16 protein-coding genes are annotated in these 14872 nt (G+C 39.6%); 13 read left to right on the top strand and 3 right to left on the bottom strand.

The window, feature by feature from the left end; translation table 11 throughout:
• The first annotated feature begins 79 nt into the window (after positions 1-79).
• The 4 genes from cysM to BEN71_RS16005 all read left to right on the top strand — a co-directional run bounded on the left by cysM (position 80) and on the right by BEN71_RS16005 (position 5662).
• A complete protein-coding gene (gene cysM / locus BEN71_RS16020; protein WP_068973281.1) occupies positions 80-994 on the top strand; it encodes a cysteine synthase CysM in 915 nt (304 codons plus the stop codon).
• An 82-nt stretch (positions 995-1076) separates the two neighbouring features.
• Positions 1077-1898 carry a 3'-5' exonuclease gene (locus BEN71_RS16015; protein WP_068973282.1) on the top strand — a complete coding sequence of 274 codons (822 nt, stop codon included), beginning with the start codon at positions 1077-1079 and terminating at the stop codon, positions 1896-1898.
• An 8-nt stretch (positions 1899-1906) separates the two neighbouring features.
• The gene (rlmD, locus tag BEN71_RS16010; protein WP_068973283.1) at positions 1907-3328 is read left to right on the top strand and encodes a 23S rRNA (uracil(1939)-C(5))-methyltransferase RlmD; all 1422 of its coding nucleotides are present in this window, start codon (positions 1907-1909) and stop codon (positions 3326-3328) included.
• A gap of 27 nt (positions 3329-3355) precedes the next feature.
• The gene (locus BEN71_RS16005; protein WP_068973284.1) at positions 3356-5662 is read left to right on the top strand and encodes a RelA/SpoT family protein; all 2307 of its coding nucleotides are present in this window, start codon (positions 3356-3358) and stop codon (positions 5660-5662) included.
• A 96-nt stretch (positions 5663-5758) separates the two neighbouring features.
• Here BEN71_RS16005 and BEN71_RS16000 read toward each other — a convergent pair whose 3' ends face one another.
• A complete protein-coding gene (locus BEN71_RS16000) occupies positions 5759-6181 on the bottom strand; it encodes a hypothetical protein (RefSeq protein ID WP_068973285.1) in 423 nt (140 codons plus the stop codon).
• Positions 6182-6329: 148 nt separating this feature from the next.
• Positions 6330-7103: an SDR family oxidoreductase gene (locus tag BEN71_RS15995; protein ID WP_068973329.1), complete on the bottom strand. Its 774-nt coding sequence runs from the start codon at positions 7101-7103 to the stop codon at positions 6330-6332.
• Positions 7104-7209: 106 nt separating this feature from the next.
• On the opposite strand from BEN71_RS15995, the gene mazG reads away from it, so the two are divergent.
• The 9 genes from mazG to yjgA all read left to right on the top strand — a co-directional run bounded on the left by mazG (position 7210) and on the right by yjgA (position 14053).
• Complete coding sequence (gene mazG / locus BEN71_RS15990) at positions 7210-8022, top strand: nucleoside triphosphate pyrophosphohydrolase (RefSeq protein WP_068973286.1); 813 nt, start codon at positions 7210-7212, stop codon at positions 8020-8022.
• Positions 7997-8461, top strand: coding sequence for a ComEA family DNA-binding protein (locus BEN71_RS15985; RefSeq protein WP_068973287.1), 465 nt, complete (start codon positions 7997-7999; stop codon positions 8459-8461). Before mazG ends, BEN71_RS15985 begins: the two co-directional genes overlap by 26 nt.
• 192 nt (positions 8462-8653) lie before the next feature.
• The gene (gene pcnB / locus BEN71_RS15980; RefSeq protein WP_068973288.1) at positions 8654-10138 is read left to right on the top strand and encodes a polynucleotide adenylyltransferase PcnB; all 1485 of its coding nucleotides are present in this window, start codon (positions 8654-8656) and stop codon (positions 10136-10138) included.
• Positions 10135-10620: a 2-amino-4-hydroxy-6-hydroxymethyldihydropteridine diphosphokinase gene (gene folK / locus BEN71_RS15975; protein ID WP_068973289.1), complete on the top strand. Its 486-nt coding sequence runs from the start codon at positions 10135-10137 to the stop codon at positions 10618-10620. Before pcnB ends, folK begins: the two co-directional genes overlap by 4 nt.
• A 60-nt stretch (positions 10621-10680) precedes the next feature.
• A complete protein-coding gene (gene panB, locus BEN71_RS15970; protein ID WP_068973290.1) occupies positions 10681-11490 on the top strand; it encodes a 3-methyl-2-oxobutanoate hydroxymethyltransferase in 810 nt (269 codons plus the stop codon).
• A 2-nt stretch (positions 11491-11492) separates the two neighbouring features.
• Positions 11493-12338: a pantoate--beta-alanine ligase gene (panC, locus tag BEN71_RS15965; protein WP_068973291.1), complete on the top strand. Its 846-nt coding sequence runs from the start codon at positions 11493-11495 to the stop codon at positions 12336-12338.
• Positions 12339-12393: 55 nt separating this feature from the next.
• On the top strand, positions 12394-13245 hold the full coding sequence (gene rapZ / locus BEN71_RS15960) for an RNase adapter RapZ (protein ID WP_068973292.1): 852 nt from the start codon (positions 12394-12396) through the stop codon (positions 13243-13245).
• Positions 13242-13511: an HPr family phosphocarrier protein gene (locus BEN71_RS15955; RefSeq protein WP_004725933.1), complete on the top strand. Its 270-nt coding sequence runs from the start codon at positions 13242-13244 to the stop codon at positions 13509-13511. Before rapZ ends, BEN71_RS15955 begins: the two co-directional genes overlap by 4 nt.
• 2 nt (positions 13512-13513) lie before the next feature.
• Positions 13514-14053: a ribosome biogenesis factor YjgA gene (gene yjgA, locus BEN71_RS15950; RefSeq protein ID WP_068973293.1), complete on the top strand. Its 540-nt coding sequence runs from the start codon at positions 13514-13516 to the stop codon at positions 14051-14053.
• Positions 14054-14128: 75 nt separating this feature from the next.
• On the opposite strand, the gene BEN71_RS15945 is transcribed toward yjgA, so the two are convergent.
• Positions 14129-14800, bottom strand: a complete 672-nt coding sequence (locus BEN71_RS15945) for a hypothetical protein (RefSeq protein WP_068973294.1) — start codon at positions 14798-14800, stop codon at positions 14129-14131.
• Positions 14801-14872: the final 72 nt, after the last annotated feature.

Raw genomic sequence — 14872 nt, 5'->3', positions numbered from 1 at the left:
CTTTCAAAATCACTAGGAAAGTTGTGCAGTAGCATTTATTTTTTCATACAATATGCGCACCTCGATATAGGTGCAATCCATGAGTAATACACAACCTGATTTTTTAGCCGATGTTTTTTTGTTAGACCATTATGTAGGTAAAACACCTTTGGTGCGTCTACAGCGTTTGGCGAGTCATACTCAAGCAACAGTATTGGCAAAACTTGAAGGCAATAATCCAGCAGGTTCTGTAAAAGATCGTCCAGCATATAATATGATTATGAAAGCTGAACAGCGTGGGCAGATCAAACCAGGCGATACTTTGATTGAAGCGACCAGTGGGAATACAGGGATTGCATTGGCGATGGTGGCTGCTATGCGTGGCTATAAAATGAAGCTGATCATGCCAGCAGGTTCGAGCCAAGAGCGCAAAGATGCCATGCGTGCTTATGGTGCTGAATTGATTGAATCTGAAAATATGGAACAAGCACGTGATATGGCTTTGCAAATGCAAAGTGAAGGCAAAGGCTTAGTTTTAAATCAGTTTGGTAATCCTGATAATGTTGAAGCACACTACTTGACCACAGGCCCTGAAATTTGGCAACAAACAGGCGGTAAAATTACCCATTTCGTCAGTTCGATGGGAACGACAGGTACGATCATGGGAATTTCTAAATATTTAAAAGAACAAAATCCTGATATTCAAATTATTGGTTTGCAACCGTCGGAAGGTTCAAATATTGCAGGGATTCGTCGTTGGCCACAAGAATATTTACCGACGATTTTTGAGCCTAAACGTGTCGATCGTATTATGGACATTCCACAAATTGAAGCGGAAAAAACTGCACGTCGTTTAGCGCGTCAAGAAGGGATTAGCGCGGGTGTTTCTTCTGGTGGTGCGGTGTGGGCATCGATTAAAATCGCTGAAGAAAACCCAGATGCTGTGATTGTATGTATCGTGTGTGACCGTGGTGATCGTTATTTGTCTACAGGTTTGTTTTCGGTTGAGGATTAATTATTATTATTCACCAAGAATGGTTGCTTCATGGTGTTCATTTGTTTCATGATGGCAAGCTGATAATTGAGTAAAGCTTTTTATGCGTCTTCCTGTTTTAGTTTTTGATATTGAAACCCTGACAGATTTGAAATCTGGGGCGCATTTATATGGCTTGGATTTACCGCAAGAAGATCTTGAGCAAGCGTTAGCGAAGCTGCGTCGTCAAGAGTCTGGTATGGATTTTCAGCGCTTGCCTTTACATGAAATTGTCTGTATCTCAGGGCTATGGATTAATGAAAATGGGGCAATGAAACTGTTTTCATTTAGCCGTGAACATCATTCTGAAGCAGAAATTTTACAAAAATTTTTATCTATCTTTGATAAGCGTCATCCGACATTGGTGAGTTGGAATGGTTCACAGTTTGATATTCCAGTGATTTTATTCCGTGCCATGTATCATGGATTATCTGCGCCAAGTTTGTTCGATCAGGGTGAGATTGATACGCAAAAAAGGTATAATAACTATCAGAACCGATACCACAACCGTCATGTTGATTTGATGGATGTGATGGCGATGTTTAATGGTCGACATTTTCAGAAGTTAGATGATGCAGCACATTTACTCGGCTATCCTGGTAAACGTGGTATTTCAGGTTATTTTATACCTGAATATGTAAAAAACCAGCAATGGCTCAAACTGACCAGCTATTGCGAAGGTGATGTATTGAATACATGGTTGATCTATCTACGTTGGTCTTTACTCAAAGGTCAAATCAGTCGAGAAGATCATCGTTTGTGGATTCAAGCATCGATTCATTATTTACAAGGTCAACCGCAACAAAAAGAGTTCTTAGATGTTTGGCGTGAAACTTCACAGCAGACTGAGTTTACTCGAGCAGATTTTCCCTCCACACCCGATTAGGTATTCCTTTGAAACATAGAGCCAAACCTCGACCATCTCAACTTCCACAATATATTTTTAAAGTTGAACGATTGTCACACGAAGGGCGAGGGATTGCGCACTATTCAAATACCACAGAACATTTGGCAGATGTTCGTGGTACAAAACATCCGAGTGAAAAGCACGGTAAAAAAGTGTTTATTCGCTATGCTTTGCCTGGTGAAATCGTTAAGGCTCAAATCACTAAACAAGTGTCTAAACTTGAAGAAGCAGATTGTATCGAATTGCTCAGTGAGCCAAATCCTCATCGTATCCAACCGATTTGCCCGCATTTTGGAAGCTGTGGTGGGTGTAATATGCAACATATTCATCCCGATGAGCAGATCCGTTTAAAGCATGACGTTTTAAAATCTCACTTAAGCCATTTTGCAGGTTTAGCACCTGAGCAATGGTTAGCGCCGTTACGTTCAACGCGTGTCGATTATCGTCATAAAGCACGAATTGGCGTACGTTATTTACCGAAACAAAATAAATTACTCATGGGTTTCCGTGAGGCGCAAAGCAATCATTTAACTGAAATTCAGACCTGTAAAATTCTTGATACTGAACTTGATCAAGCACTTCCAGAAATTAAGCTATTACTCGAAAGTCTAAAAGGCAAAAGTAGCATTGGTCATATAGAATTAGCCAAAGGAGATTGTGAAATCTCTTTATTGGTACGTCATACTGAAAAATTAAAAGAGCATGATGTCAACCTATTGCAACAATACGCGTTACAGAAACAATGGCAGTTGTATTTGCAACCCGCAGGTGTAGACAGTGTACATCGCGTGGATGATGCGCAAGCAGCAATGCATTTACATTACCGATTAGAAGATTTTAACGTCGATTTTGCGTTCAATCCCACAGATTTTACTCAGGTCAATCCGACTGTAAATCCTCAAATGGTCAAGCTGGCATGTGATTTGCTTGAATTGCAACATGGTGAAAAAGTTTTAGATTTGTTTTGTGGATTGGGAAATTTTTCACTTCCTCTCGCCAGATGTGTTGGTGTCACAGGAAAAGTTGTTGCAGTTGAGGGTAGTGAAGAGATGGTGAAGCGCGGTACAGAAAACGCACTGAAAAATAGCATCACCAATGTTAAATTTCATTCACAAGATTTAACAAAAGACTTTTCGCATTATTCTTGGGCAAATCAAGGATTTGATGCATTATTGATTGATCCTCCTCGTGCAGGTGCGGAAGAGATTATGCATTATGTGCCCAAGTTTGGTGCACAAAGAATCGTTTATGTGTCGTGTAATCCAGCGACTTTGGCAAGAGATGCTGGGATTTTGGTGCAACACGGTTATCAGCTAAAAAAAGCAGGTGTGATGGACATGTTTACTCATACGGGGCATGTTGAATCCATTGCTTTATTTGAAAAGAAAACAGAGATAAACGATTTATAATGAAGTATAGAGTTATAGGAGTAGGGTATGGTCACAGTACGTGAGCAACTTCCTGATCAACTAAATGAGTTGTCAGAGGAAGCGACTGTAGAACATGCCGCTGAAGCGCAACATGCTCTGGCGACTTGGCTAGATCGTGTGCGTGGAATTTTAGACGGTGCTGAACTTAAACAGTTAGAACAAGTCGCGCAACTCGTATTACAAAAAGAATTGGCGACTACGGTAAATTCGCGAACCAATACTTTTGCCACAGGTATTGGGATGGCGGACATCCTTGCGCATTTACATGTCGATGAAGATACGCTGGCAGCAGCAGTGCTGTATCGAAGCGTGCGTGAAGGTTTAACCACCTTAGAGGAAATTCAACAAGAATTCGGTGAACAAGTTTACAACCTTGTCAAAGGTACTTTGGCAATGGGTAAACTTTCTGAGCTGATTGAAAAAAATAAACGCTTAGAAGATCACTTCAATAATAATCAACGTGAGCATTTGACTGGCATCTATAAGATGTTGATTTCAGTCACTGAAGATGTTCGAGTTGTGTTGATCAAGCTGGCGGAGCGTACTTTTGCTTTACGTGAATTGGCGCATTCACCGAAAGAACGTCAAGAGCGTGTGGCGCGAGAAATTCTCACGATTTATTCGCCTTTAGCGCATCGTTTAGGGATTGCGCAGTTAAAATGGGAGCTTGAAGATTTAGCTTTCCGTTACTTAGCACCTGAACGCTACAAAGAGATTGCCTCATTGCTGAATGAGAAGCGTCTTGAGCGCGAACAATATATTCAATTTGTGGTTGAAAAACTCAAGGGTGAGTTGGCTGATCATGATATTGAGGCTGAAATTTCAGGTCGAGTAAAACATATTTATTCGATCTATCGCAAAATGAAGAGTAAAAATCTAAGTTTTGATCAGCTTTATGATATTCGTGCATTACGTGTTTTGGTGAAATCCGTTGCAGAGTGTTATCACGCTTTAGGGATTGTGCATCAAATCTGGCGTCATATCCCGCATCAGTTTGATGACTATATTACCAATCCGAAAGCCAATGGTTATCGTTCATTGCATACAGCGGTAATCGCTGAAAATAAATCTTTGGAAATTCAGATTCGTACCAAAGAAATGCATGAAGAAGCCGAGTTGGGCGTATGTTCGCATTTCAACTATAAAGAAGGCTCAAAAACCACAGATTATTCATTTAATCATCGTTTGCATTCTTTACGTGCGGTACTTGAACATTATCAAGAACGTACAGAAACCAGTGCGCATCCGAACGAAGATGAGCCTGAAGATTTTGAACAAATTCAAGATTTTGAAGGTTTTGAAAAAATCTATGTGTTTAGCCGTGATGGTGATATTAAAGAATTACCACGTGGTTCAACTGTTTTAGACTTTGCTTATCATGTACATACTGAAGTCGGGAATAAGTGCTATGCGGCACGTGTTAACCAACGTTATGTGCCACTGACTTATACCTTAAAAACAGGTGAACAAGTTGAGATTTTAACCAAGAAAGATCGTGAACCGAACCGTGATTGGTTGGTGAACTCACTGGGTTATATCAAAACTGCACGTGCACGTGACAAATTACGTCATTGGTTCAGACAGCAGGATCGTAGCAAGAATTTGGAAGTTGGGCGTGAGTTACTCAATAAAGAGCTTTCACGTTTAGCAATTCACCCAAAAAGTATTGATTTAAGTGATTATTGCAATCATTTCAATGTGAAATCTGGTGATGATATTCTGGTTTCATTGGTGAGTGGCGACATTAGCTTGCATGCCTTGATTAATCAAGTGAATCGCCACATGCACTTGGATCAAGACGAACCTGAACTGGTTTTAAAACCGACATTGAATCCACGTGCCAGTCATACACTATCTGCACATGGTATTTTGATTGATGGTTTGGATAATGTTGAATTGCATATTGCACAATGTTGTCAGCCTGTCCATGGCGAGTCAATTGCTGGTTATATTACGCTGAACCGTGGTGTCAGTATCCATAAAGTTGCATGTCCAGATTATCTACGCATGATCAAAAATGAGCCTGATCGTGCGGTAGAAGCGGACTGGGAAATGCAACCAACACGTGGTCAAAGTGTACAAATCGTGGTGGAAGCTTATGATCGCCGTGGTTTATTGAAAGACTTAACGCAAGTGATTTTCTCTGACCAGATTAATATTCGCCAAGTGAATACGATATCTGAATCAGATGGTATCGCGAATATGAAATTATTGATTGAGGTCAAAGGACTAGCTCAATTGTCACGTCTATTGGCACGTCTAGAGCAACAACCTGGCATTATTAGCGCACGTCGTTTGGTTCAAGGGAATTAACGATTTTCTAGGCTATTTCAAAGCGCTATATATTTAAAATCCGAGCCCGTAAAAAAACCTGCTAAATGCAGGTTTTTTTACGCTTGATCTAATTGATTAGATTTTGCATTTTTTAGACTTTTGGTAAACAGCAATGTTATTCAGATTTGCTTGTGAATCTGCTTTAAGCTTTTGTTGAATTTCAGGGTTGCTTGCATCAGAAGTATCTTGCTGACCAGCAACTGAGTTTGCAAGTTGTCCAGCTTTAGAGTCACCTTTACCAAATGCACTTAGCGCACCACCAGCAATACCAGCCCATTTGCTAACTTTAGCAGAAGGGTCTTGAGCTTTTGCATTGATGTTTGCAAGGTTTTTATCAGCAGCTTCTAAAGATTGTTGCGCATTAGATTTTTCAACAGAAAGTGTTGCACAATCCATAGCTTTAAGTTCAGAAGTGCTTAATTTTTGAGAAGTAGATTCTGTAGCAAAAGTAGTTGCAGAAAGCATTACAGAAGTTGCTAATACAATGATTTTTTTCATATTATTTATTCACATTAAAGTTTAAATTTATAATTGCCCTCTGGAGGCGTTGGTATATTAAATAAAAACTAAACAAATGTCACATTATTTTGTGAAAATATTAAATTAACTTAATATTTATGTGATTTTGTAAATTCAAGCATACTGTTTACTTTTTTGAGATCATCAAATTGGTCAAGCGGTTGATAATCTGCGGGCTAATATTGGACAGTTGATACAAGATTTTGGTTTTGAAACCGATGAGTGTGTGAGTTGTAGTAAGAATTGTCCCTTTGGCTTTGGCTAAAGTCAGAATTTGCTCGGCAACATCTTGTGGGTTTAGATCAACCCCTATTTTTTGAATCGTACCTGCATCCATATTTTTAACCATCGCAGTTTGCACAAACAGTGGCATGACATCTAAAACGCGAATGCCATATTTTTGCCACTCTGTATCTAAGCCTTCTGTGATGCCACGGACAGCAAACTTACTGGCAGAATAAGATACTAAATCTGCCTGTCCATAAATTGCAGATGCCGAAGAAAGATTGATGATCCGTGCAAATTTGGCTTTTCGCAAATAAGGTAATGCGGCATGGCACCCATTCAATACACCATTAACATTAATAGCAATTGTTCGATGATGGGCTGAAATGTCGGTTTTTTCAAAATCCCCTGAATAGAGAATACCAGCATTATTGACTAAAATATTGAGTTCGCCTGCCCATTGAGAAAACTCCTCTAGTGCGATCTGCCATTGTGCATAGTCACTGACGTCTAATTTCCCAGCTTTTGCATTGTGTCCCAATTGATCAGCCAAAGCCTGCGCCTGAGTTTCATTGATATCATAAATACCAACTTTATAGCCTTGTTGATAGAATAGGCGAGCAATCGCAGCGCCAATCCCTTGCGCTGAACCACTGATAAAAATGCTTTGACTCATGGCAATCTCCGTTTTTGTTTTATTTAGATTGAATTGAGTTGAACATAAATGAACAATGATCACAAGTTCTAAAGCGTCATTTGTGATTGATCTTAAAGGATATAAAATGGAACAGTTATTAAGCATTATGAAGCAGTTACGTGCAGAATGTCCTTGGGATCGAGAGCAAAGCCCTGAAAGTTTGACGCGTTATGCGATTGAAGAAGCGTATGAGGTCGAAGAAGCTGTTCGTATTGGCGATGTTGAAGAAGTGAAAAATGAACTGGGCGATTTACTGCTACAAGTGGTGTTTCAATCACAAATGTATAGTGAACAAGGTGCTTTTAACTTTGATGATGTGGTTGAAGCGATTTGTCAAAAGCTAATTCGTCGTCATCCGCATGTATTTGAAAAAGAAAAGTTTGAGCAATTAACGCCTGAACAAGTCTCATCTTTATGGCAAGACATTAAGCATCAAGAGAAGCAACAAAAAGCCAAGCAGGGCAAACTCCAATCACGTTTAGATACGGTAAAACATGGTCCTGCCTTGTCGCAAGCTGAAGATATTCAAAAGAATGTTGCGAAGATTGGATTTGATTTTCCTGATGCAGTTCAAGCTTATGAAAAAGTCAAAGAAGAATTAGCTGAGTTTGAAGAAGCGATGGAGTCTGGAAAATCCGATGAAATGTTGGATGAATTCGGTGATTGTTTATTTTCTTTAATTAATGTTGGACGTAAACTAGGCATATCAAGTGAAATGGCGCTTTTAGGCACTATTCATAAATTTAAAACTCGCTTTGCTTATATTGAAGAACAAATCAATTTTAAAAATAAACAATTAGAAGATTGTACTTTAGAAGAAATGGATCAACTTTGGGATCAAGCAAAGCTAAAACTAAAACAACAGGTTATCCATGAAAATTCAGGTGTTGAGAAATAATCATTTAGAAAAATTAAATATATTCGCCATTCTATGGCTTCTATTGTTGGGGATGTCGTCGAATGTGTATGCACAACAATTTGATCATGCCTATTTAAAATGGAAAGCTGAACAGCAAGCTCAAGACGCTAAGTTAAAAAAGCAAGACGATAACTATTATTTGTCAAAACCAAGTTTATCGACATCTTCAAGCCGTTCTTCAAATCAGCCTTCATCTTCAAAGCAGATTTCACAGCTGAGTTCTGGTTCTAAAATTAGCTTAAATTCTGCAAATTTAGAGCAATTGCAACAGCTGAATGGTGTGGGTGCGAAGAAAGCGCAGGCGATCATTGATTATCGTAATCAGAATGGAAAATTTAATAGTATTGATGATTTGCAAAAGGTAAAAGGAATAGGCCCTAAGCTGTTAGAAAAAAATAAAAGCCAATTAAGTTTATAGTAAATTAATGTTTATTATTGATTTATATCATAATTTTTGGAAGGGATGAGTGTGGTTGAATTTCATCGCAAGCACCGTTCATTTTTTGAATTTACTGTGAAGAATTCGAGATTCAAATTGCCCTTTAGTTGTGTAAGCGATATGATTAGCACAATTATGATTTTTACGTCCTGACGTAGGAGACAGTGTCTTTTGCAAACTTTGCGTGCGTCAAAGTGTGGCTTATCCACCGCTCAATTACCTTCTTCCATTTTAGATGTTATTGATTCTTTAACCAAAGCTGGCTATGAAGCTTATATAGTCGGTGGTGGTGTACGTGATTTAATGCTTGGCTTAAATCCGAAAGATTTCGATGCAGTCACCAATGCAACACCATCACAAGTTAAAGAAGTGTTTGGTCGCCGTTGCCGAATCATCGGACGACGTTTTGAATTGGCACATGTCTATTCTGGTCGTGAGTTGATTGAAGTAGCAACATTTCGTGCGCCTCCAAAAAAGGCGATTACTTCTGCGCAAGGCATGATCTTACGTGATAATAATTGGGGCACGATTGAGCAAGACTTTGCGCGTCGTGATTTCTCGATTAATGCCATGTACTATCAACCACGTAAAGATGAAGTACTTGATTTTTGCCATGCTTATGACGATATAAAAGATAAAAAATTACGTCTTTTAGGTGACCCAACCTTACGTTTTGAAGAAGATCCTGTACGGATGTTGCGTACTTTGCGTTTCGCAGCGAAGTTGAATTTCAGTATTGATCCTGAAATTTTAAAAATCTTTACCCCTGAAATGACCAATTTGTTACGTGATGTATCACCACATCGCTTATACGATGAATCACAAAAATTATTTACCATGGGGCATTTGCATCGTGTGATGCCGATGCTGATTGAGTTTGGTATTTGGAAGCAATTGTTTGCTGACATCACTCCTGAAATTACTCAATTCATTGAGCGTGCTGCAAAAAATACTGATCAACGTATTCAAATTGGTAAAACCATCAACCCTGCATTTTTCTATGCGGTATTGTTGTGGAATAACTTCCAAGCACGTTGTGAGTTTTATCAAGGCAAAGGCGTTGTTGCTGCTGAAGCACGTGCGCAGGCAGGGCTTGATGTATTAAAACGTCAAGCAACACGTACCATTATTCCACGTTTTGCTGAAACCTTTATTCGTGAGGTTTGGGAAATGCAAAGCCGTTTGCTAAGCCCAAAACCACAACAAATTGAAGCACTTTCAAGCCATGCGCGTTTCCGTGCAGGTTTTGACTTTTTGTTGTTAAGAGAAAAATCAGGCGATACCACGACCAATGGGATGGGGGCTTGGTGGGATGCTTACCAAAATATGTCGACGGATGAAAAAGAGCGTGCGATTAGCAGCTACAATCGTCAACGTGCCAAGAGCCGTAAAAAAGTTGCAGACTCTGTCACTGGTGATAAGGCTGTTGTGGACGAAAATAAATCGGCTTCAACACACATTGAGCCATTGGTGAAAGAGCAAGAATCACGTAGTCGTCGTTCACGCAGTAAGCCAAATTCGTCTGCATCATCTGGTGATTTTAGATCAGCAAAAACTACGGTCAATACGGGTGAAATTACAGCAGATCATCCAATCACCAAACGTCGCCGTGTACAACGTGATTTGACCAAAGTGATCTTTGGACCAACGCAATGATAAATAAGACCTACGTTGGCTTAGGTAGTAATTTAGGGGATTCTAAGCAGATTTTACGAGAAGCCGTAGAGCAACTTAGAAAATTGGGTAAGGTCAGTGTCTCTAAGCTGTATCAAAGCCCTCCGATGGGACCTCAAGATCAACCGAATTATCACAATGCTGTTGTAGAATTACACACTCAATTAGCCCCTTTAGATTTGTTAGATGAGTTGCAACGCATTGAAAATGAATCAGGTCGTGTTCGTTTACGTCGTTGGGGAGAGCGAACTTTAGATCTTGACCTTTTGCTTTATGCTGAAAAAAACATTATAAATGAGCGACTCACAGTGCCACATGTTGGTATCTTAGAGCGTGATTTTGTGGTGATTCCTTTATTGGACTTAGATGCTGAGCTTCGAGTAAATGGACAATTATTACAAAATTTAGAACTTGTATCACATTCAACATTGACCGTGCTTGCAGATCAGGCTTGGGCAGACTGAACTGTTGAATGTACACAACACTTTCATTGAAAGAACTCTCATTGATAGAGGAATATTGTCATGATTAGTCTAAGCGATTTAAGACAATTCAAAACTCAAGGACGTAAATTTTCATGCTTGACTTGCTATGATGCAAGTATGGCGCGTGGCATGGAAGTCGCAGAAATTGATACTATTTTAATTGGTGATTCTTTAGGGATGACAATCCAAGGGCATGATTCCACTTTGCCTGTGACCGTTGCAGATATGGCATACCATACAGCTGCTGTGCGTCGTGCCAATCAGCATTCTTTTATTCTTTGTGATTTACCATTTATGAGTTATGCAACGCTGAATGATGCGTTGGTCAATTCTAAAACCGTGATGCAAGCGGGCGCTCAAATGGTGAAAATTGAGGGTGGTGAGTGGCTGGCTGAAACAGTTAAAGTTTTGACACGAAACGGTATTCCTGTTTGTGTACACTTAGGTTTAACACCGCAATCTGTACATGTGTTTGGTGGTTATAAACTACAAGCCAAAACACGTGAAGCTGCGGATCAACTGATTGCTGACTGTAAAGCTGTGGTTGAAGCTGGCGCAGCAATGTTGTTGCTTGAATGCGTTCCAGCTCAAATGGGTAAAGAAATCACTGAATTATTCCCGCATGTACCTGTGATTGGTATTGGTGCTGGTGTAGAGACTGATGGTCAAGTCCTCGTGGTTCAAGATATGCTAGGACTGACTTTTGGTAAAGTGGCACGTTTTGTGCGTAATTTTATGAAAGAACAAGCAGGCGAAACGGCAATTGTTGATGCATTTAAGGCATTTCATGCTGCGGTGCTAGATCAGTCATTCCCTGCGAAAGAACATACTTTCCAAGTCGAGCTGTAAACATGAAAACAGAAACTACCATCCAAGGATTAACAGCATCACTTAATCCTGCTCGAGCGGCACGTAAAATCATCGGCTTTGTTCCCACGATGGGTAATTTACATCAAGGGCATTTAAACCTTGTTCGTGAAGCTCGTAAATTATGTGATGTTGTGGTGGTTAGTATTTTCGTGAACCCCATTCAATTTGGTCCAAATGAAGATTTCGATAACTATCCACGTACTTTAGAACAAGACAGTCATTTGCTTGCAGAAGTTGGGTGCGACATCGTTTTTGCACCCTCAGTTGAACAAATGTATGGTAAGCATCCACGTTTAACCAATATTAGCGTGAGTGATATTACCAATGATTTATGTGGCTTACAGCGCCCTGGTCATTTTGATGGTGTCGCTGTTGTCGTGACAAAATTATTTAATATTGTTCAACCCAATTTTGCATTCTTTGGGCAAAAAGATTATCAACAATTGGCTGTGATTAAACAGTTGGTTCAAGATTTGAATATGTCAATTGAAGTGATAGGCGTACCAATCGCACGTGCAGAAGATGGTCTCGCTTTAAGCTCGCGTAATGGGTATTTGTCTGAACAAGATCGTCAAACGGCACCTGTGATTTACAAGACCTTGAAAACTGCGGAACAAGATCTACACGCGGGAAAATCATTGCTTGATACTTTGTCGCAAATCCGTACAAGTCTAACTGGTGCAGGTTTGGTGGTGGATTATGTGGAAGCACGGAGTCCAATGCTACAAAAGGTTGAACAATTTGACCAAGATGTTGTATTGTTTATCGCAGCAAAATTGGGCAAAACTCGCTTGATCGACAATTTACAAGTCAAACATTCTGCTTAACTTTATTAGCTGATTTAATGATTTAGTTTAGCTATGTATTAGGAATCGCCATGCCATGAAGCGCATACTTATCGTGACAGGACAATCTGGTTCAGGTAAATCATCTGCATTGCAGGTGCTTGAAGATTTGGGTTATTACTGTATTGATAATTTGCCTTTGGCATTGCTTCCTGAAATTGTTGAAAAATTAGATAAAGAAAATAATTTAGATTTACTTGCACTCGGTGTCGATGTGCGTAGTGCTCGTGAAGATTTACAGGGTTTCGATCAGGTTTTTCAGCAAATCCAAAGACATGGTAGTGTAGATGTTATTTATTTGACCACACGTGATCAGGAATTGATTTCACGGTTTAGTGCGTCACGTCGTCCACATCCATTGTCCAATCGTTTTCAAAGTTTGAATGAATGTATTCAAGAAGAAAAAAATTTACTGTTGCCAATTCAACTCCGTGCAACAGTACATATAGATACAACAGATAAAAGTGTACATGATTTAAAAGATACCTTATTGTCCAAACTCGGACAGTCCGATAAACTCATTTTAATTTTACAATCTTTTGGATATAAACATGGTATTCCATTAGATGCAGATTTTGTTTTTGATGTCAGGCATTTGCCGAATCCTCATTGGGATTTAGAATTGCGTAAATTTTCAGGTTTAGATGAACCTGTGCGTAAGTTTTTAGAAGCCAGCGAACAAGCAAATGAGATGTATCTAGACATCTATGCGTTTTTAAATAAGTGGTTGCCTGCTTTTGCAGAGGGACATCGTCACTATATTACGGTGTCAATCGGCTGTACGGGTGGTCAACATCGTTCGGTTTATATTGTGGATCGGTTGAAGCAGGCTCTTGAGTCGAAATGGCCCATTCAAGTATTACATAGAGAAATGAAGCACTGGTCATGATCGACACAACTGTTGACGTAATTAATAAATTAGGGTTACATGCGCGTGCATCTGGAAAACTAATCGAAGTCACTACCAAGTTTAAATGTTCTATTCAAATTGGTAAGGGTGATAAATTGGTCGATGCCAAGAATATCCTTTCTTTACTCATGCTCGGAGCAGGTAAAGGAACAACTTTGCGTCTAGTGATTGATGGTGCAGATGAAGAAAAAGCTTTGTCTGAAGTTCAAGCATTATTCGCAGATAAATTTTACGAGGCAGAATAATCGTGGCACGTCGTCCGCAACGTTTTACTGAAGATGATTTTGATTCTTTAGAAGGGCGTGCAAGTAAAACCGAACAGAAGAAAGCTGTGCAACGCATGGCTGCTTTAGGTGAGCAACTCGCTGAGTTGTCAAAGAAGCAAATCGAAGCTTTACCTGTTGAAGAGCGTTTGATCGAAGCTCTATTAGATGTACAACTTATTACATCTTTTGAAGCACGTCGTCGTCAGTTTCAGCGTATTGGTAAATTGTTGCGTAATGAAGATGAGGCAATTATTTTGTCTTATTTAACGCCAAAGCAAGGTGCCAAGAAATTAGCGCAATTAGATCGTTGGGTGGATCGTATGATTGAACAACGTGATCCTGCGATTAAAGAATTTTGTAAATCGTATAATGCGGCTGAAAGTCATTCTTTACGTCAACATGTTTTGCGTATTCATCGTGATATTACAAAACAAGTTTCTGCTGAAGAGTTAGAAGCATCTAAGTTAAAATTGCTGAATTATGCACAACAAGTGGCTTTAATTTCTGATAATTCAAAGTAATTACATCTCTGTTGCATAGAAAAAACGACCAAATTTGGTCGTTTTTTTATGTCTGCAATTTAAATCACCACGTGCTTATGCTTTGGGTGGCACAGGTGCATCAACTGGTGCAGGTGCATGCATAGGTTTTCCCATCATATCTGGACGTGCATTCGGTTTGAAATGTACTACACAGGTGCCCGCAATTAATTTGTCATCAACTTTGGCTTGAATTTGCTTACCATTCGTTTGTCCATTGCATGCACTTTGGATTGCGTCCCATTTTGCTTGGCGTTCAGCACGCTTTTGTTCAAATTGAGCTTTACGTTCAGCACGTTGTTGTTCGAACTGCGCTTTTTGCTCTGCTGTTAATTCTTGACCACGCTTAAAGTGATGACGGTCATGGCGATTATCATGATCTTTGACACGATCTGTATCACGTAAGGCTTTCATTGCACCACGATCTGGATGGAAGTTGATTGCACAAGTACCTTCAACAGACTTTTCGTTGACTTTGAATGAAACTGTAGAACCGACGGCTTTATTGTCACAGGCCGTTTGCGCTAATTTCTTAAACTCATGACGTTCAGCACGCATTTGTTTCATTTGCTCACGTTGTTCTGGTGACATTCTATGATGTTTATCACCATGCATCATGCCACGACCATCGTGCCCTTCTTTAGGACTAGGATTGGACTGACAAGCGGTTAAAGCCCCCATTGCTAAAACACTTGCGGATACTAAAGCGATTTTTGTCATTGCTTTCATTGTTGCTGCTCCAATGAATGTTCTATGTTTTGTCGATCAGTAAAGATTAAATAATAATGATGTAGAAACAAT

Source organism: Acinetobacter wuhouensis (genome assembly GCF_001696605.3).
Classification (GTDB): Bacteria; Pseudomonadota; Gammaproteobacteria; order Pseudomonadales; family Moraxellaceae; genus Acinetobacter; species Acinetobacter wuhouensis.
This window is presented reverse-complemented; position numbering and strand designations above follow the sequence as displayed.

Bases quoted from the DNA above. Each gene is read 5' to 3' on its own strand.
- BEN71_RS16015 (WP_068973282.1), top strand. From the start codon at position 1,077: ATGCGTCTTCCTGTTTTAGTTTTTGATATTGAAACCCTGACAGATTTG.
- BEN71_RS15995 (WP_068973329.1), bottom strand. From the start codon at position 7,103: ATGAGTCAAAGCATTTTTATCAGTGGTTCAGCGCAAGGGATTGGCGCT.
- folK (WP_068973289.1), top strand. From the start codon at position 10,135: ATGATAAATAAGACCTACGTTGGCTTAGGTAGTAATTTAGGGGATTCT.
- BEN71_RS15955 (WP_004725933.1), top strand. From the start codon at position 13,242: ATGATCGACACAACTGTTGACGTAATTAATAAATTAGGGTTACATGCG.
- BEN71_RS15985 (WP_068973287.1), top strand. From the start codon at position 7,997: ATGAAAATTCAGGTGTTGAGAAATAATCATTTAGAAAAATTAAATATA.
- cysM (WP_068973281.1), top strand. From the start codon at position 80: ATGAGTAATACACAACCTGATTTTTTAGCCGATGTTTTTTTGTTAGAC.
- BEN71_RS16005 (WP_068973284.1), top strand. From the start codon at position 3,356: ATGGTCACAGTACGTGAGCAACTTCCTGATCAACTAAATGAGTTGTCA.
- mazG (WP_068973286.1), top strand. From the start codon at position 7,210: ATGGAACAGTTATTAAGCATTATGAAGCAGTTACGTGCAGAATGTCCT.
- BEN71_RS15945 (WP_068973294.1), bottom strand. From the start codon at position 14,800: ATGAAAGCAATGACAAAAATCGCTTTAGTATCCGCAAGTGTTTTAGCA.
- rapZ (WP_068973292.1), top strand. From the start codon at position 12,394: ATGAAGCGCATACTTATCGTGACAGGACAATCTGGTTCAGGTAAATCA.
- panC (WP_068973291.1), top strand. From the start codon at position 11,493: ATGAAAACAGAAACTACCATCCAAGGATTAACAGCATCACTTAATCCT.
- BEN71_RS16000 (WP_068973285.1), bottom strand. From the start codon at position 6,181: ATGAAAAAAATCATTGTATTAGCAACTTCTGTAATGCTTTCTGCAACT.
- panB (WP_068973290.1), top strand. From the start codon at position 10,681: ATGATTAGTCTAAGCGATTTAAGACAATTCAAAACTCAAGGACGTAAA.